This window comes from Methylomicrobium lacus (assembly GCF_041897535.1).
Classification (GTDB): domain Bacteria; phylum Pseudomonadota; class Gammaproteobacteria; order Methylococcales; family Methylomonadaceae; genus Methylomicrobium; species Methylomicrobium lacus_A.
The window spans coordinates 2,418,803-2,436,103 of sequence record NZ_CP169217.1 but is presented as its reverse complement, the minus strand read 5'-3'; the positions used below and the strand labels follow the sequence as shown (position 1 = coordinate 2,436,103).

The following is a 17,301-nucleotide window of genomic DNA, read 5'->3' as shown; positions in this document are numbered from 1 at the left end:
CAATGTCTATTTCACTCGCGGATAGCACCATGAAACTCAGCATTATTTTATTCGGCGGCCTGTGTTCGCTCGCAGCGCTTTCGGCGACGGCGGGCGTTTATAAATGCACCGACGAGACCGGTAAAGTCGTTTATAAAGCGCAGGCTTGTACGGCCGGGCAAGGCAATGTGCAGATCGACCTCAAGACCGGCGTCACCAAGGATCTGAATCAGGAAAGAAAACAGCAGCAGCTGAAAGAGCAGGAAGCACAGGCCAAATTGGCCGAACTGCAACAGCAGGAACAAAAACTGGCCGAGAAGGAGGCGAAGCTGAAACAGGATGCGAAAGACGAAAGCGCAAAAAATCAGTTTCTGATCAAGAATAACCCGTTAAAATACTCGGCGTTTGCGATACCGCCTTACAATCCCGAGCAATTGCCGGCGCTGGTGCAAAATTTCTCGGCGCGGTTGCCGGACATCGAACGCTTCAGACGCCTCGCGGCCGAGAAGGCCCTGGCGACCAACCAATGCGGAAGGGTCGAAGCGGCCGAACTGAACAACAAGAGCACGGATGATGCGCTGGTGTTCCTGGTCGATTGCAGCAGCGCAAAAAAATATTATTTCACCGAGCAGGAACTTAAATCCGAATAATCCGATGAACGCAGCGAAAACCATTTTGATCACCGGCTGTTCGACCGGCATCGGCCATACCACCGCAAAGGTGCTGAAAGCGCGCGGCCATACGGTCATCGCGACCGCGCGCAAGGCAGAGGATGTCGCCCGCCTGCAGGCGGAAGGCTTCACCGCATTGCCGCTCGATCTGGCCGACAGCGCCAGCATCCATCGGGCGGTCGAGCAAACGCTTGAACTGACCGGCGGCAAACTGGATGCGCTGTTCAACAACGGCGCGTTCGGCCAGCCCGGCGCGGTCGAGGATCTGAGCCGCGAGGTGCTGCGTTTCCAGTTTGAAACCAACCTGTTCGGCACGCACGAACTGACCAACCTCATCATTCCGGTGATGCGTAAACAAGGCCATGGCAGGATCATCTACAACAGCTCGGTCCTGGGTCTGGTCGCATTGACTTACCGCGGCGCCTACAATGCAAGCAAATTCGCGCTCGAAGGGCTGGCCGATACGCTGCGTCTGGAACTGCGCGGCACCGGCATTCATATTTCGCTGATCGAGCCGGGGCCCATCCTGAGCAACTTCCGGCAGAATTCGTTCGCGTTGTATCAAAAAAATATCGTCGTCGAGCGCAGTGCACATCGAGACAAATACCTCGCGATGGAAGCGCGTCTGCAAAAGGAAGGCGCGGCGGTGCCTTTCACGCTGCCCGCCGAGGCGGTCGCGAAAAAAGTCGTGCATGCGCTCGAAGCGAAGCGGCCGCAAATCCGTTATTACGTGACCTTCCCGACTTATCTGTTCGGCACGTTGAAACGGCTGTTGCCGCATGCCTGGCTCGACAAATTATTGCTCAAGGTGTGAACATGCAGGAACCCGACGAGATCGTGATCGATTGCCCGTATTGCGGCGAGCCGCTCGATGTGCTGGTCGATACCTCGGCCGGTCCGCAGCGTTATTACGAGGACTGTTCGGTCTGTTGCCGGCCTATTTTGTTCATCCTGTCCGAGGATGCGGCCGGCGAGCTGATGCTGGATATCAAGCGGGAAGATGAATAAGGACATGGTTCCTACGCAGAGCGTGGGAACCATGAAAGTACGTTGGTTTTATCAGAAATTGTCCGGATGCAGGAAGCCGCCGATGAAATCGTCAAAATCATCCGCCGTCCGTCTTCTCGGAATCTTGTAGGATTTTAAAAATGCCTTCAGTGATGGCGTGTTCTTGAAGAGTTTGAGCTCGTCTTTCAGTTTGCCGATGTCGCTGCGCAGCGAGCGGATGTCCATCTCCAGCGACATCAACACCGTCTTCGGATTCAGCCGCGCCAAAGGCGGACGATTCATGCGCCGGTTGAATTCCATCTGATAGCCGAACACTTCCGTATCCAGTTCGCGCGCTTGTTCCTTCAGTATCTTGATGAAATATTTGAGGCGGTCTTCGGCGATCGTGTTCAGATGTTCCTGATCGATCTGCTCGGCTTCGAGCTGCAATTCCAGCAGCTCCAATAAATTCTTTTTTTCGTAGGCCGCATTGACGCGCTGCATCAGTTTGGTCTTGCGCTCGCGTTCCCCTGCGTCCGGTTCGCGGTCTGGGTGCAGGGCGCCGGCCAGCTTGCGGTACACTTCGCGGATCGACTGGCTGATGTTTTGTTCTTCCTGCTGCTGTTTGGCTTCCTTTTCGAGCTGTTTCTTCGTTTTTTTGCGTTGGGCGCGCTTTTCCTCGGCTTGACGTTGTTTTTCGGCGTGTTCGGCCTGGGCCTCCTGCATTTTTTTCTGTAGGAATTCTCGCATCTTTTCCGGGGAACTGATATCACTGGCATCGATGTCGTCGCCGATATCGACGCCGAACATGCCGCCCATCATCGATTTCATCAGATCCGCCGCCATCGCATCGGCTTCCTCCTGCGCCGCATCGATGTCGTCTTCGCTGTGTCTGTTATACACTTCCTTCAACTCGTCCTTGCCGTGTTCGAGAATCAACTGCTCGGCCAATTCGGTCAGGATGTGTCTGATTTTGGCTTTGTCGCTTTTGGTGAACGCCTTATCGCCATGGGCGCGATCGAGCAGATAAACCAGGTCGACGCGCTGCTGGTTGTACGCATCCCAAAGCACCTCGTATTCGCTGGATACTTTTTGATGGTAAAGCGGCAGGGTTTCCTGCCATTCGAGCAGCGCCTGTTTCTGCGCCTCGATTCTTTTGATCAGGTTGTTGAACTGCTTTTGGTTCTTGGATAGTTCCTGGGTGGCCGAGGTTTGGGCAATGCGGATGATTTTAGGGTCGTTGGGCAACATGATAACGATTGAAAGCAATGGAATTTCCATTGTATCAAGTTGTGGTTTATGGCGGAAAAATCATGTCAGCGAGCAAAATCGCGGATCAATTGCAATAAAAAAAATACAGACCGGATTTCTCGGCGAAGGAAGCACAGCAAATCCGATCTGCAAGAGGCGGGTGGATAGGGGGGTTAGCTCAATGATAATTCGTATTCGTCCAGCTCGGCGCCGTTAATCCTTTTGTCGCGGGCGGTCGCATGGCCGTTTCGTTGCTCGAACCAGCCGAGCACTTCGGGGCTGAGCGCCAGATCGAAGCTGTCGCTGATTTGATCGAAATCCTGCCAAAGCGGGCTCGGAGAAAACTTACCTTTTATGTCAGTCAATTTCTGCAACATGACATCACCTTTCAGACCAATAATGAATAACGCTTTCAGTATAGGCCGGCTCCGTGACAGGATCGTGACAGACTTACCAAGGCAAAATCGAACCCTCATACTTTAGAAAACCGCCGCTCTGTTGCAGCGTCGAATCCGCGATCACCCGCCGCATGCCGGACACGCTCAGTTCCGCGTCGATCAGCGCATTCGGCCCGCCCATGTCGGTCCTGACCCAGCCCGGATGCAAGATGAACACGCCGATGCCGAGACCTTTCAGATCGATCGCAAGGCTCTTCATCGCCGCATTCAGCGCCGCCTTGCTGGTCCGGTACAAAATGCTGCCGCCGCTGCCGTTGTCGGCGATGCTGGCCATTTGGCTGCTGATCGACACCAGCCTTTTGAGTTTGCCGCGCTGCAGATGCGGCAGGAACGCTTCGGCCATCTTGACCGGCGCCTGCGTATTGATCAGCAAGGCGCGGGTCCACGCCGCATAATCGAGCTGCCCGAAGCCTTGGCCCGGACTGTCGCCGAACACGCCGGCGTTGTTGATCAGCACATCGATCGGGGTATCCTTCAGTTCTTTTGCCAGCCGGTCGATCTGGGCAAAATCGGTCACATCCAGCGGCAGCACCCGCACATGGGCAAGCCCGGCCAATTTGTCGGCCTTTTCCGGATGCCGGCAACAGGCCAAGACGTTCCAGCCATCGGCGGCATATTGCCGGCAAAACTCCAAGCCCAAACCCCGGTTCGCGCCGGTTACCAATACTGTACTCATCTATTGTGCCTTCTGTGTGATCGAGCGTTATCTAAGAAAGACGGATATGATTTTAAAAAAGTTCTACACGCAGCAAATTTTAGCCTGGAATTGCTTTCATTGCGTCGATTGACAGGCGGAGAGTCTAACCGTAAAGTTATCGGCCTGCTTCGGGCTGCGTTTATGCTGCAATGCTACCCGATTTTTCCATTCACCGAAATTCCCAAAGTATCCATGTCGACAGAATATAACTCATGGCCGGTCAAAACCCGAGAACTGCATAATCATCATTTCGATTCGACCGTCTGGAACAACTTTGCCTTTCGAAACGACGACATCATCATCGCGACCTATGCAAAAGCCGGCACGACCTGGATGCAGCAGATCGTCGCGCAGCTGGTTTTCAACGGCGATCCGGGTTTGCAGGTCGCGGAGATGTCGCCCTGGCTGGACCTGCGCGTACCGGCCAAGGACGTCAAATTGTCCACGCTCGCGGCGCAGACGCACCGCCGACTCATCAAGACGCATTTGCCGCTCGATGCGCTGGTTTATTCGCCAGAGGCGAAATACATCTATATCGCGCGCGACGGCCGGGATGTGGTCTGGAGCCTATACAACCACCATGCGAATGCCAATCGGCTCTGGTACGACTTGCTGAACGATACGCCGGGCCGGGTCGGCCCGCCGATCGCTCCGCCGCCTGAAGACATTCGTGAATATTGGCGCGGCTGGATGGACCGGGACGGCCATCCGTTCTGGCCGTTCTGGGAAAATGTGCGCACCTGGTGGCAATACCGGCACCTGCCCAATTGCCTGTTCGTGCATTTCAACAACCTGAAGCATGACGCGCCTGCCGAGATGCGCCGCATTGCTAGCTTTCTCGACATTCCGATCGACGAGTCCCGTTGGGATTCGATCGTCGAATACTGTTCGTTTGACTGGATGAAAAAGAACGCGGCGAATAGCGTTCCGTTGGGCGGCGCCTGCTGGGACGGCGGCGCCGAGGTGTTCATTCATAAGGGAGTGAACGGGCAATGGAAGGACGTGTTGAGCGCGGAGGAATCGGCCGAATATGAAGCGCGCGCGATTCAGGAACTGGGGCTGGAATGTGCGCGCTGGCTGGCGACCGGTCAAAACTTATGAGTATCTGTAGCTCCGATTAGCGATAGAGTAATCGGAGGAATGTTGTCGGCCCCACATGCGTACGATTACGCTACGCTAATCGCACCTACGGCCCTGTACACACCGGTGATACGTCACGAAAGGAAGTGACTTTGAAAGAGCGCGAATTCTTTGGAAAAAGTTAAAAACCGCTTTACACATCAAGCTATGAAACTGTTTTTTCTGAATTCGGAATGTTGCGTGTCAACCTGGGGCTGGCACGCGACAATATGTCACATTATTAATATAAGAGTACTCTGATATTCTATTAAGCATTGCTTATGCTCATAGCAATACTTCCCCCTCTCAAATCCGGCTTCGCGCCGGTTTTTTTTGTTTGGAGCTTTTTATGCCTGCATTTCCAAGACTAAATTTGCGTCCTGCTGCCCCTGCTTATGGCAGCAGGACGCCTCAATGTAAAAAGGCCTTGAAGTATTGCCACTTTAGGGATCAAAAGAGCGTCCAAATTTTTCCACGCAACAACCCAAGCACTTGTTATGGAATGGCTTTGTAACATTACGTATTGACTGCTCGGTTGTAAATATTCAAATCCCTTCCACAGCTTCTAAATCAGGTCAGGACAGGGATTGAATCGGATGAATAGGCAAAGGATTCCGCCACAGATGCGCAAAAGGATAGGACCTGCAGGCACGAAGCTGTCAATCTCGATAGGTCATCATTTCACTGCCTCGATACATTCCTCGGAATCTTTCTGCGGATTGTTGACCTTCGTACTTACCGGCCAAGCCGACATGTCGTCGTCTGGATAGGACTTCAAGAAAATTTGCAGAAATTTGGCATCATGGGTTGCCAATCCAAGCCAATCGTTCCAATGTTCCGCTGCTAGGATCACGGGCATCTGGTTTTGTATCGGCCGCATTAGCTCATTAGCCGCCGCCACGATGATGGCACAGCTTTTCATCAATTCGCCTTTCGGGCTCCGCCACTGCTCCCACAGCCCGGCCAAGGCCATTGGTAAGCGGCTGCGCAGCACAATAAACCAGGGCTGTTTCGCCTTTGAATCCGGTACCGCTTGCCAGGCGTAAAATCCGTCGGCGGGGATCAGGCAGCGTCGGCGTCGATATGCATCCCGAAATATCGCTTTATTCGCGACGGTTTCTGCGCGGGCGTTGATCGCCGGGTAGCCGATATCCTTCTCCTTTGCCCAACGCGGAACCAGGCCCCAGCGAGCCTGGGCGAAGCGCCGGCGGTCATTTTCCTCTCGGACCAGCAAAATGGTCTGCGTCGGGGAGACATTAAATTGCGGGATAAGGCTGGGCGCCGCTTCCGCACTGAAGCGATGGGCTAACTTCGAAGGATCGCTATAAAGCGCAAACCGGCTGCACATCAGTGTTTTTAATACGCTAATTATGTACTGTTATCGCCGCTATCGTTATCGTCTGTGCCGATATTTTTATTTTCCAGCGCGCCCACCTTTGCGATCATCACTAAAGCTAATACGAGCGCCAAAGCCATAACGATTTCGAACACCATTCTTAACATTTCCGTCACCCTATCTTGAAGATGGCGGCGGAAAGCACGCATCCGCCGTTCTGGGATTCTATTAAAGCTAATTAGATCTGCCTTGGGTCGGTTCGTGCAAAAAATTCACATCAAGAGCGAAAAGATAAGATAGCGAAAGATGTTTTTTTTCGACAGACCAGCCTTATGCCTTAACCCTGAAGCGATAGACTCACGTCAAAGGATAGTCAGGTAGGTCGGGCAACAGCTTTATCGTTGCCCGACATATGGTCGTCGATAAGTAGATGGAATGGTAGCAAAAGAAAACATTGAGGCTTCAAATGTCGGGCACAAAAAGCGTGCCCTACCTACCTGGCCATACACGCCAACTTAAACTACTAAGTAATTGATTAAACATGACTCACGCCCATTGCGCGACATTGCTCAAGCAATTTCATCTCGTTCCTGCGCGCCGCGTGGTAATGCTGGATAAGACACGCTAGCGTCTCAATTCAACCATGCCATTCAGCATCGAATTTGCTCCTGGTTACGCACGCCAGTCCCCAACGCCAACGCTTCGCGGAACGGGACGCTGGCGCGTCCGCACTGGGTTACCGCGCAGCGCGTGGGAACCAGATAAACGGCTAATCGCTCAATTGCTTGATGGTGTTGTGTAGCGCCGAAGTCAGATGTTCAAGCTGGGTTTCATTAATGATGTAGGGCGGCATCATATAGATCAGGCGGCCGAAGGGCCGCAGCCAGACGCCGCTTTCCATCAGCAACTTCTGCACGGCCGCGACCTTTACGGGAGCAGCCATCTCGATCACGCCGATCGCGCCGAGCACGCGGACATCGGCGACGCCCGACAGATCTCTGCATGGAGCAAGACCTTTGTTGAGCCCCGCTTCTATTCGGCTGACGCGGTTTTGCCAATCGGAAGCCAGCAGCAGATCGATGCTGGCCGAGGCGGTGCTACAGGCCAGCGGATTGCCCATGAAGGTCGGGCCGTGCATGAAACAGCCGGCCTCGCCGTTCGAGATCGTTTCGGCGATTTGCGCCGTGCACAATGTCGCCGCAAGGCTCAGATAGCCGCCGGTCAGGGCCTTGCCGACGCAGAGTATGTCGGGTGCGATGCCCGCATGCTCGCAGGCGAACAAACGCCCTGTGCGGCCGAAGCCGGTCGCAATCTCGTCGGCGATCAACAGCACCTGATATTTATCGCAAAGCTTGCGCGCGGCTTTCAGATAGTCGGGGTGGTAAAACCACATGCCGCCCGCGCCCTGCATGATCGGTTCGAGGATCAGCGCGGCGCAGGTGCCGGCGTGTTCTTTCAACAAGGCTTCGAGGCTTTCACTGTCGCGGCCAGTCCAGGAATCGCCGAAGCGGCAAGCGGGGCGGGGCGCGAAATGGTGTTTAGGCAGCACCGACTGGAACAGATGGTGCATGCCGGTGACCGGATCGCAGACCGACATCGCGCCGAAGGTGTCGCCGTGATAGCCGCCGCTGAGCGCAATGAAGCGGTGCTTTTCGGTCCGGCCTTGCGCCTGCCAGTATTGCAGCGCCATCTTCAAGGCCACTTCGACGCCGACCGAGCCGGAGTCGCAGAAAAACACCTTGTCCAGACCCGGAGGGCAGATGGTCAGCAGGCGTTCTGCCAGTTCGATCGCGGGCGGATGAGTCAGGCCGCCGAACATCACATGCGCCATCTTGCCGAGCTGTTCGATTGCGGCTTCGTTCAGGCGCGGATGGTTGTAGCCGTGGATCGCCGACCACCAGGAGGACATGCCGTCGATCAGTTCGCGCCCGTCCGCGAGCTTGAGCATCACGCCGTTGGCCGAGACGACCGGGTAAACCGGGTCGGGCGCGGTGATCGAGGTGTAGGGGTGCCAGATGTGGGCGCGGTCGAAGGCGAGGGAGGCTTCGACATTGAAAAGTTTGTGCGTCATTTTATTCCCTTACCTTAGACCTTTCGGCAACTGATCCTTGCCCCGCAAATTGAAACTCGTCTGTGGGAGCGACGCCCACGTCGCGACTGGAGCCTTTAATCGCGACGTAGGCGTCGCTCCCACCATTCGCCTATTGATTTTCACGGCAGCCTGCACGAATCAGCCAAAGACAGTCGATGCTGGCACGGTCGCCTTGCGCAGCCGGTCGTTGACGGCCTGCCAGGCATCGCCCTCGGGCGGCTGTTCGACCACGATCATATCCAATTGACGATTATCCATTTCGCGCAGCGCGGCATAGAGCGCCTGCGCATAGTCGTGCGCGGCTTCCGGCATGTATAGGATATGTTCCAAATGAGGCTGCCGGCTTGCGCTATGATAGGCGATCAGGCCGACGCGCCGGCCTTGTGCATTCAGTTCGGCGAGCGTTGCCGAGAGTTCATCGGTTCGGCATAACAGCGCCGTCGTGCTCGGCGCGTAATGCACGGCCAAGAGGCCTGGCGCGCGGATATCGAGCGCTTCATCAGACTTGGCCGCGACCGCTAAGGGTACGCCGAGCAGCGCTTCGATCTGCTGCCTTGTGATTCTGCCGGGCCGAAGCAGCCTCGGTTGGGCGCCGCTCAAATCGATGATCGTCGATTCGACGCCGACCTCGCAAGGGCCGCCGTCGAGAATCAGATCGACGCTGTCGCCGAGCTCTTCCTCGACATGCTGGGCCGTGGTCGGGCTGATCCGGCAGAAACGGTTCGCCGAAGGCGCGGCGATGCCGCCGCCGAATTTTCTGAGCAGGCTCAAAGCGACCGGGTGGTTCGGTACGCGAAGGCCCACGGTCGGCTGGCCGCCGGTTACCGCATCCGGCACCTGCGGCTGCTTTTTCAGGATCATCGCCAATGGGCCGGGCCAGAAATGGCCGGCCAGCAGCCAGGCCGCCTCGGGTACGGTCTCGGCCCAATCGGTCAAACAGCTTGCATCCGCGATATGCACGATCAACGGATGATCGGCGGGGCGCCCCTTGGCCGCGAAGATACGGCCGACCGCCTCGGCATTCGAGGCGTCGGCGCCGAGGCCGTAAACCGTTTCGGTCGGGAAGGCGACCAGGCGCCCCTGGCGCAGCAGATCGGCGGCAAGGTCGAGCGCGGCATCGTCCGCGAGCATCGGTTTCATCGTCAAGCGGATTCCTGTGGGGCGATTTCGATCAAGACTTCGTCGGGGTTGGCGGGTTCGCCCTTGACCACATGCACCGCCTTCACGGTGCCGGCGATCGGCGCGGTCACTTCGGTCTCCATCTTCATCGCCTCGGTGACCAGCACGGCCTGGCCGGCGTCGACCTTTTGGCCGACCTTGACCAATACCTCCAGCACATTGCAGGGCATGCGCACGCCGACATCGCCCGGCTCGGTTGGCCGCCGGCGCTTGCTGGCGATATTGCTCTTGACCGCGCCCTGGGTGCCGCCGTCGAGCACGATTTCGTCGAGCGTTTCGACGACGATTTCTTCCGGTACGCCGTCGACCATGAAATAAAAATGGCGCAGCATCTGGTTCTTCGGGCCGGCGCCAGTGACTTTGACGTGATAGGACTCGCCGTGCAGGGCGACATTGAACTCGGTCGGCGCCTTCTTGATGCCGTCGGCCTGGGCGGGCTCGATTTCGAGCGGCTCCGGAGTCAGAGCGCCGGACGACCTTTGTTCGAGAAACTGCTTGCCGACTTCCGGGAACATCGCATAGCTCAACACATCGAGGTCGCTCAAGGCCAGGTGGCCGATGGCCTCGCGCAGATGCTCGAGCTCGGGCTTCAGCAGGTCGGCCGGACGGCAGTCGATCGGCTCTTCGCGGCCGATCGCGCGTTTTTGCAGGTCCGGATCGACCGGCGCGGGCGCCTTGCCGTAGCCGCCTTGCAGGTAGCGCTTCACCTCGTTCGTGATCGTTTCATAGCGCTTGCCGGTCAGCACGTTCAGCACCGCCTGGGTGCCGACGATCTGCGAGGTCGGGGTTACTAGCGGCGGGTAGCCTAGGTCCTTCCGCACGGCCGGAATCTCCTTGTAGACTTCGCCGATCCGGTCGAGCGCGTTGCGTTCCTTCAGCTGGTTGGCCAGATTCGAGATCATGCCGCCCGGCACCTGAAACAGATGCACCTGGGTGTCGATGCCGGTGTATTCGCTCTCGAAGCGGCGGTATTTCTTGCGCACGCCGGCAAAATAGTCGTTCACTTCCTTCAACCGGTCGAGGTTCAGGCCGGTGTCGTAGGGCGTGCCTTTCAGCGCAGTGACCAGGCTCTCGGTCGGCGGATGGCTGGTGCCGCCGGCCCAGGACGACAGGGACGTATCGATATGCCGGCAGCCGGCCTCGATCGCTTTCAGCTGGCACATTTCGGCAAGTCCCGAGGTCGCATGCGAATGCAGGTGCAAGGGCAGACCGATCGCATCCTTCAGCGCCTTGACCAGTTCGGAGGTCGCATAAGGCGTCAACAGCCCCGCCATGTCCTTGATCGCGATCGAGTCGCATCCCAGCTCTGCGAGGTCCTTCGCGAGCGCGACGAAGCTTCGGGTGTCGTGCACCGGGCTGGTCGTGTAACAGATCGTGCCTTGCGCATGCTTGCCGCTTTGCTTGACCGCTTCGATCGCGGTTTTGAGGTTCCTGACGTCGTTCAGCGCGTCGAAGATACGGAATACGTCGATGCCGGTCTCTGCGGCTTGTTGCACGAAGGCTTTGACCACATCGTCCGAATAATGCCGGTAGCCGAGCAGGTTTTGCCCGCGCAGCAGCATTTGCAGGCGCGTTTTCGGCAGCGCGGCTTTCAGCTTGGCGAGGCGCTCCCAGGGGTCTTCCTTCAGGAAGCGGAGGCAGGCGTCGAATGTCGCCCCTCCCCAGCATTCGAGCGACCAGTAGCCGATCTCGTCGAGCTGCGCGCAGGCCGGCAGCATGTCTTCGGTGCGCAGGCGCGTCGCGATCAAGGATTGATGCGCATCGCGCAGAATCACGTCGGTAATATGTACTTTTTGCATCGTTAAACCTTTTAACTGATGTTATGCATTGTCCACGAAAAACACAAAAGGCACGAAAAATTTCATTCGTGGATATTAATCGTGCTAACCGTAGCTCACAAACCGGTATGCGCGGCCATCGCGGCCGCGATCACGCTGGCCAGCACTTCGGGACGGGGTTTGTGCGAGTAATTGACCAGTTCCGGGTGTTTGTCGACGAAACCGGTATTGAACTGTCCGGCGCGGAATTCGGGATGGCGGAGGATTTCGAGATAATAGGGTATCGTGGTCTTGATTCCGAACAGGCCCATGTCGCGCAGCGCCCTTTCGCCGCGCTTGATCGCATCTTCCCAGGTCAGCGCGCTGACGATTACCTTCGCGAGCATCGAATCGTAGAACGGCGGAATCTCGTAGCCGGTATAGATCGCGGTGTCGGTCCTGACGCCGGGACCGCCCGGCGCGTAATAGCGCGAGATGCGGCCGAAGCTGGGCAGGAAATTGTTCTGCGGGTCTTCGGCATTGACCCGGAATTGCAGCGCGAAGCCGCGCCGGCGGATTTCTTCCTGGCGGAAACGCAGAGGCAAACCGGCCGCGACGCGGATCTGCTCCTCGACGATATCGACGCCGGTGATCGTCTCGGTGATCGTGTGCTCGACCTGCACGCGTGTGTTCATTTCCATGAAATAGAAGCGGTCCTGATCGTCGAGCAAGAACTCGACCGTGCCGGCGTTCGTGTAGCCGACCGCCTTCGCCGCGAGCACCGCGAGTCCGCCGATATACTGGCGCTGCGCTTCCTCGAGCTGCGGCGACGGGGCGATTTCGATCAGCTTTTGATTGCGGCGCTGGATCGAGCAGTCGCGCTCGTACAGATGAATCGTATTGCCGTGATTGTCGGCCAACACCTGTACTTCGATATGGCGCGGATTCACGATGCATTTTTCGAGAAACACTTCGGCCCGGCCGAAGGCCTTGCCGGCTTCGGAGATCACCCGGTCGTAATTGCGCCGGAGTTCATCGGGCGTGTCGCAGCGGCGGATGCCGCGCCCGCCGCCGCCCGAGGTCGCTTTCAGCATGACCGGATAGCCGATCGTTTCGGCAACTTCAAGCGCCTCGTCGACCGTGTCCAGATTGCCGGCGGAACCCGGCGTGACCGGAAGACCCGCCGCGATCATCGCCTTGCGCGCCTCGGTCTTGTCACCCATCCGTTCGATCACCTCGGCCGAAGGCCCGATGAAGATCAGGCCGCGGTCGGCGCAGGCCTTCGCGAATTGCGCGTTTTCGGAAAGAAAACCGTAACCCGGATGGATCGCGTCGCAGCCGGTCGCCGCGGCCAGATTGACCAGCGCATAGATGTTCAGATAGCCCGCGACCGGCTCGCTGCCGATGCAATAGGATTCGTCGGCCTTTTTGACATGCAGCGCAAAGCGGTCGGCTTCGGAATAGATCGCAACCGAGCGGATTCCCATCTCGGCGCAGGCGCGGATGATGCGTACCGCGATTTCACCGCGGTTCGCGATTAGGATTTTGCGTAACATAAATGGCTTGTGCTGCGGAGAAACTGGCGTTATTGAATCGATGCCTAAAGCCTTTGGCGATAGGCTGTCACTATATCAGATTCTTGACCGATTTGGCTGTCGTGATAAGGTTGGATGAGGCTTTAACTGCCGATCCGAGATTGGGCGATTCCATTCAGCTGGTTACCCAAAAATAAATGCCGAACATGCCGGCCACGCAACCGGCCAACACCTTCAGCCGTTTACGGCCGGGCATTTCGGCCCAGAGTTGTTTGCCGTCCTTGAGCAGTTGCTGATAGGAAGCATGCAAGTAAGCCTTGCTGCGGCGATAAAGCTCCGGCGTTGTTTTCCATGTTTTATAGCCTAAACCCGCTGCGATCGCGATTTGCGAATAAAACAGAATCAGCTGGCTATGGTACTTGTCCAGGTGGAGGCTATGCCCGATCAACTCTTCGAGCATGAAACACAATGATTCGTAGAAGATATGCAGGAATTCGAGTAGGGTGTGCGCGCCGGCCAAATAGAGGTCGGGCAGTAAAATCAGGCTGCCGATCAGCCCGGCGCTTGCGTAAGCTTTGCGCTGAAATGGCGACAGATATTGAATTTTCAAAACAAGAACAATCAGTTTTTTCATCGGATAGGCCTATGAATTCCTGAAATAAAGGGTGAAGCCAAGCTAACAGTTTGCCAACATCACGTTAGCCGATCTCAGGAAGCGTTCGAAGACGCTTGTTTAGCCTCTTGACCTTGAGCCCTCCCCAATCGACGGGGACATACCTTATCCTGGCCCGAGATATTTGGAAAGCAGAATATCTTTGATAAAACATTCGAAAAATTCGATGTATTGTGAAATTTTAAACGGCTATAAGATAATATTTTAGATATATATATCGGCTAATTCGAATAATTTCGAAACGATATTAAAATATTTTCTATGTCGCGGGTAAATTCCGACCCGGATGGGCTGCTTGTCTCTGAATAGCGTTATGATGGACCGTAAAATGGGAGGCACTGTAGCTTGTAGGTGGGCCGGCTTTCATCAAATCGCTAGGGGTAATGCTGTAACATGATCAATTACAAGCACTTGCACTATTTCTGGATGGTCGCGAAGGAAAAGAGCATCGTCAAGGCCAGCGCGCAGCTGCATCTGACGCCGCAAACGATCAGCGGCCAGTTGAGCTGCCTGGAAGAAGCCATGGGCGTGGCCTTGTTCGAGCGCATCGGCCGGCATCTGGAATTGACCGATGCAGGACGTCTGGTGTTGTCCTACGCGGATGAAATCTTTTCGTTGGGCAGCGAACTGCAAAATGCGGTGCGCCACCGGCCGAAGAAGTCGTCGCTCGCGTTCAAGGTCGGCATCGATAACGTGGTGCCCAAATCGATTGCCTACCGCTTGCTGGAGCCTGCCCTGCAAATTCCGGAGCCGGTTCATTTTTATTGCCGCGAAAACGATCTGGATGCCCTGCTGACCGATTTGCTGCTGCACAAGCTCGATCTGGTGATTTCGGACAGCCCGATTTCTCCCGATCTCGATTTCCGCGGCTCTTGCGATCCCTTGGGCGAATCGGGTCTGACGATTTTTGCCGCGGCGGCATTGGCCGAGCGCTTGCAGGGCGAATTTCCGTCTTGCCTCGATAATGCGCCGCTGTTGCTGCCCGCCTCGAACACCGGCATCCGGACGCATTTACAGCGCTGGTTCGACAAATGGCGCATTCATCCGGCGATCGTCGGCGAATTCGAGGACAGCGCGTTGATGAAGGAGTTCGCGCAGGCGGGCGTCGGCGTGATCGCCGCGCCGACCGCGATCAGCGCCGAGATCGAGAGAAAGCATGAATTGATCGCGATCGGCGCGGTCGAAGAAGCAGTCATCCGCTATTATGCGATTTCGGTGCAGCGTAAAACCGCGCATCCGGCCGTCACGGCGATTGCCGAGAAGGCCGGGGAATGGCTGTTCAAACAAATCGCGTAAAGCGAAAAGCAGCAAGTCATAAAAATTATGATGTAGTATCGAATCGAAACGAGTTATACTGGATTGCAAGGTGCCATTGCCTCATCCTTAATGCGGAGTCAATCTCATGATACACAAACACCTCAAGTACTATACCAGTCATATCAAGGGCGATGTGCCGGCCGGCATCGTCGTTTTTTTAGTCGCTCTGCCGCTCTGCTTGGGCATAGCGCTGGCTTCCGGCGCGCCGCTGTTTTCCGGCCTGATTGCGGGCTTGGTCGGGGGGCTTGTGGTCGCCTGGCTGAGCGGTTCGCAGCTCAGCGTTTCGGGACCCGCCGCCGGTTTGACCGTGATCGTTTTGAATGCGATCGAAAAGATCGGCAGTTTCCAGGGCTTTCTGACCGCGCTGGTGATTGCGGGCTTTATGCAATTAGTGTTGGGTTATTTGCGGGCCGGCGTGATCGGGGCCTTCTTCCATTCGGCGGTGATCAAGGGCATGCTGGCGGCGATCGGATTGATTCTGATCATCAAACAGCTTCCGCATGCAACCGGTTACGACGCGAGTTTCGAGGGCGACGAGAGTTACATGATGGAAACGGCCGGATCGAGCTTTTTTGAATTGACTGATTCATTGCGCGCGATTACTCCAGGCGCGGTCGTAATCAGCGTAGTCGCACTCTTGATCCTGATCGTTTGGGAATTGTCTTGGTTCAAGAAACGTAAACTGTTCAATCTGATACCCGGACCATTGATCGCGGTAGGCTGGGGCGTCGCTTACAATCTGACCGCGATGAAATATGCGCCGGAATGGGCGGTCAGCGCCAAGCACTTGGTCACCTTGCCGGTTTTAGAGCGTCCCGAAGCCCTTTTCGATCAGTTCGTATTTCCGGATTTCAGCATGCTGGCCAATCCGGAAATCTACATGGTTGCGGTCACGATGGCGATCATCGCGAGCCTCGAAACCCTGTTGAGCCTCGAAGCGGTTGATAAACTCGATCCGTTGAAACGCATCGCGCCGACCAACCGCGAACTGAAGGCTCAAGGCGTCGGCAACATGATCAGCGGCATGCTCGGCGGTCTGCCGATCACGGCCGTAATCGTACGCAGTTCCGCGAACATCAACGCGGGCGGCAGGACAAGGATCGCCTGCTTCGTACATGGCGTGTGCCTGTTGATCAGCCTGCTTTTCTTTGCACACTATCTGAACTACATTCCGCTGGCCTGTTTGGCGGCGATATTGCTGCAAACCGGCTATAAACTGGCCAAGCCGGCATTGTTCATCAAATATTACCAGCAAGGATTCAGCCAATTTCTGCCCTTTGCGGTGACGGTCGGCGCAATCATCGCGACCGATTTATTGATGGGCATGGCGATCGGCATGGCGGTCGGGATGTACTATGTGATCAAGGCCAATTACCATGCCGCGATCACCTTGACACAGGACGGTTCGCACTATGTGCTGTCGCTGAACAAGGATGTGTCGTTTCTGAACAAGGCCCTGTTACGCAAGTTTTTTCTGAGAATTGAAGAGAACAGCACGGTCGTGATCGACGCCAGCAAGGCGCAGTTCATCGATCACGACATTCTCGAAACGATCGAGGACTTTTTAGCCGCCGCACCCGATGACAATATCAAGGTGCAAGTCATCGACCTGTACGGCAAGGAAAAGATCAAAAAACACGAGGCGATGGTCGTGATCAACGGGCGCTCTAAAAAGCCGCATTCCGTAGCTTGAGTCATCGAGGAAAGCTCTAAACAGCCGGCAAGTCTGGCCGTTTAGAGGATGAAGTCCGTGCCGGTCAGGTCTTTATCGGATAAGCCACCACACTGGTTGATCGCGGCGCGCTGGATGATTTCGGATAATCCGGTCACCAAGGGGTAGTCGCCGATTTTTTCGAGTTCTACCCAGCGCGCTTCCGAGACATCGCTCGCCGCAATAGGGATATTATTTTGCTCGTCCACTAATTCGGTCAAAAAATCGACGATCACATAATGAAAGTTTTCGATCCGCCGTTCGACCACCGCGGCGATCGATAGCACGTTCACCTCCAGACCGGTTTCCTCCTTCACTTCGCGCTGGCAGCATTCGATCAGCGATTCGCCGGCTTCGAGCTTGCCGCCCGGCACCGACCAGAGTCCCTGTGCGGGTGGTTTGTCGCGCTTGATCAACAACACCTGGTTTTGCCTGTTAACCAAGAGGCCGCCGACGCCGATCATCGGTTCCGGAAAAGGGGGATTCGTGTTGTGCTGCATTAGGCTCTACCAGTTGAACTTTTTATGATATGCAAGGGA

At 56.2% G+C, this 17,301-nt stretch carries 17 protein-coding genes; 6 read left to right on the top strand and 11 right to left on the bottom strand.

Annotated features, from left to right (window positions below; genetic code table 11):
* Window positions 1–29 precede the first annotated feature (29 nt).
* From ACEPPP_RS10690 to ACEPPP_RS10680, 3 genes are read left to right on the top strand one after another with little or no spacing between them, the layout of a single operon-like run.
* On the top strand, window positions 30–629 hold the full coding sequence (locus ACEPPP_RS10690) for a DUF4124 domain-containing protein (protein WP_374086524.1): 600 nt from the start codon (window positions 30–32) through the stop codon (window positions 627–629).
* A gap of 4 nt (window positions 630–633) precedes the next feature.
* Window positions 634–1,464 (top strand): SDR family oxidoreductase, encoded by an 831-nt coding sequence (locus ACEPPP_RS10685; RefSeq protein ID WP_374086523.1) that lies wholly within the window; start codon window positions 634–636, stop codon window positions 1,462–1,464.
* A 2-nt stretch (window positions 1,465–1,466) separates the two neighbouring features.
* The gene (locus ACEPPP_RS10680) at window positions 1,467–1,658 is read left to right on the top strand and encodes a CPXCG motif-containing cysteine-rich protein (protein ID WP_374086522.1); all 192 of its coding nucleotides are present in this window, start codon (window positions 1,467–1,469) and stop codon (window positions 1,656–1,658) included.
* Window positions 1,659–1,709: 51 nt separating this feature from the next.
* Here the strand turns inward: ACEPPP_RS10680 and ACEPPP_RS10675 are convergent, their stop codons facing one another.
* The 3 genes from ACEPPP_RS10675 to ACEPPP_RS10665 form a co-directional block, all read right to left on the bottom strand.
* Window positions 1,710–2,906, bottom strand: a complete 1,197-nt coding sequence (locus ACEPPP_RS10675; RefSeq protein ID WP_374086520.1) for a hypothetical protein — start codon at window positions 2,904–2,906, stop codon at window positions 1,710–1,712.
* A gap of 155 nt (window positions 2,907–3,061) precedes the next feature.
* Window positions 3,062–3,253, bottom strand: coding sequence for a hypothetical protein (locus ACEPPP_RS10670; protein ID WP_374086519.1), 192 nt, complete (start codon window positions 3,251–3,253; stop codon window positions 3,062–3,064).
* 85 nt (window positions 3,254–3,338) lie between these two features.
* Complete coding sequence (locus ACEPPP_RS10665) at window positions 3,339–4,022, bottom strand: SDR family oxidoreductase (RefSeq protein ID WP_374086517.1); 684 nt, start codon at window positions 4,020–4,022, stop codon at window positions 3,339–3,341.
* A gap of 213 nt (window positions 4,023–4,235) precedes the next feature.
* On the opposite strand from ACEPPP_RS10665, the gene ACEPPP_RS10660 reads away from it, so the two are divergent.
* A complete protein-coding gene (locus ACEPPP_RS10660) occupies window positions 4,236–5,144 on the top strand; it encodes a sulfotransferase domain-containing protein (RefSeq protein ID WP_374086515.1) in 909 nt (302 codons plus the stop codon).
* A gap of 694 nt (window positions 5,145–5,838) precedes the next feature.
* Here ACEPPP_RS10660 and ACEPPP_RS10655 read toward each other — a convergent pair.
* The 7 genes from ACEPPP_RS10655 to ACEPPP_RS10625 all read right to left on the bottom strand — a co-directional run bounded on the left by ACEPPP_RS10655 (window position 5,839) and on the right by ACEPPP_RS10625 (window position 13,695).
* Window positions 5,839–6,510: an SOS response-associated peptidase gene (locus ACEPPP_RS10655; protein ID WP_374086512.1), complete on the bottom strand. Its 672-nt coding sequence runs from the start codon at window positions 6,508–6,510 to the stop codon at window positions 5,839–5,841.
* Between the two features lie 20 nt (window positions 6,511–6,530).
* Window positions 6,531–6,707 (bottom strand): hypothetical protein, encoded by a 177-nt coding sequence (locus ACEPPP_RS10650; RefSeq protein ID WP_374086510.1) that lies wholly within the window; start codon window positions 6,705–6,707, stop codon window positions 6,531–6,533.
* A gap of 560 nt (window positions 6,708–7,267) precedes the next feature.
* On the bottom strand, window positions 7,268–8,569 hold the full coding sequence (gene bioA, locus ACEPPP_RS10645) for an adenosylmethionine--8-amino-7-oxononanoate transaminase (RefSeq protein ID WP_374086508.1): 1,302 nt from the start codon (window positions 8,567–8,569) through the stop codon (window positions 7,268–7,270).
* A gap of 159 nt (window positions 8,570–8,728) precedes the next feature.
* Window positions 8,729–9,730 carry an L-threonylcarbamoyladenylate synthase gene (locus ACEPPP_RS10640; RefSeq protein WP_374086506.1) on the bottom strand — a complete coding sequence of 334 codons (1,002 nt, stop codon included), beginning with the start codon at window positions 9,728–9,730 and terminating at the stop codon, window positions 8,729–8,731.
* 2 nt (window positions 9,731–9,732) lie between these two features.
* Window positions 9,733–11,568: a sodium-extruding oxaloacetate decarboxylase subunit alpha gene (gene oadA, locus ACEPPP_RS10635; RefSeq protein ID WP_374086504.1), complete on the bottom strand. Its 1,836-nt coding sequence runs from the start codon at window positions 11,566–11,568 to the stop codon at window positions 9,733–9,735.
* Window positions 11,569–11,663: 95 nt separating this feature from the next.
* Entirely contained in the window at window positions 11,664–13,082 is a 1,419-nt protein-coding gene (locus tag ACEPPP_RS10630) for an acetyl-CoA carboxylase biotin carboxylase subunit (protein WP_374086502.1), read from the bottom strand.
* Between the two features lie 154 nt (window positions 13,083–13,236).
* A complete protein-coding gene (locus ACEPPP_RS10625; protein ID WP_374086501.1) occupies window positions 13,237–13,695 on the bottom strand; it encodes a hypothetical protein in 459 nt (152 codons plus the stop codon).
* A gap of 432 nt (window positions 13,696–14,127) precedes the next feature.
* On the opposite strand from ACEPPP_RS10625, the gene nhaR reads away from it, so the two are divergent.
* Both nhaR and ACEPPP_RS10615 read left to right on the top strand, forming a co-directional pair.
* On the top strand, window positions 14,128–15,030 hold the full coding sequence (gene nhaR / locus ACEPPP_RS10620; RefSeq protein ID WP_374086499.1) for a transcriptional activator NhaR: 903 nt from the start codon (window positions 14,128–14,130) through the stop codon (window positions 15,028–15,030).
* A gap of 106 nt (window positions 15,031–15,136) precedes the next feature.
* A complete protein-coding gene (locus tag ACEPPP_RS10615) occupies window positions 15,137–16,744 on the top strand; it encodes a SulP family inorganic anion transporter (RefSeq protein ID WP_374086497.1) in 1,608 nt (535 codons plus the stop codon).
* Window positions 16,745–16,785: 41 nt separating this feature from the next.
* Here the strand turns inward: ACEPPP_RS10615 and ACEPPP_RS10610 are convergent, their stop codons facing one another.
* Window positions 16,786–17,262, bottom strand: coding sequence for an NUDIX hydrolase (locus ACEPPP_RS10610; RefSeq protein ID WP_374086495.1), 477 nt, complete (start codon window positions 17,260–17,262; stop codon window positions 16,786–16,788).
* Window positions 17,263–17,301 lie beyond the last annotated feature (39 nt).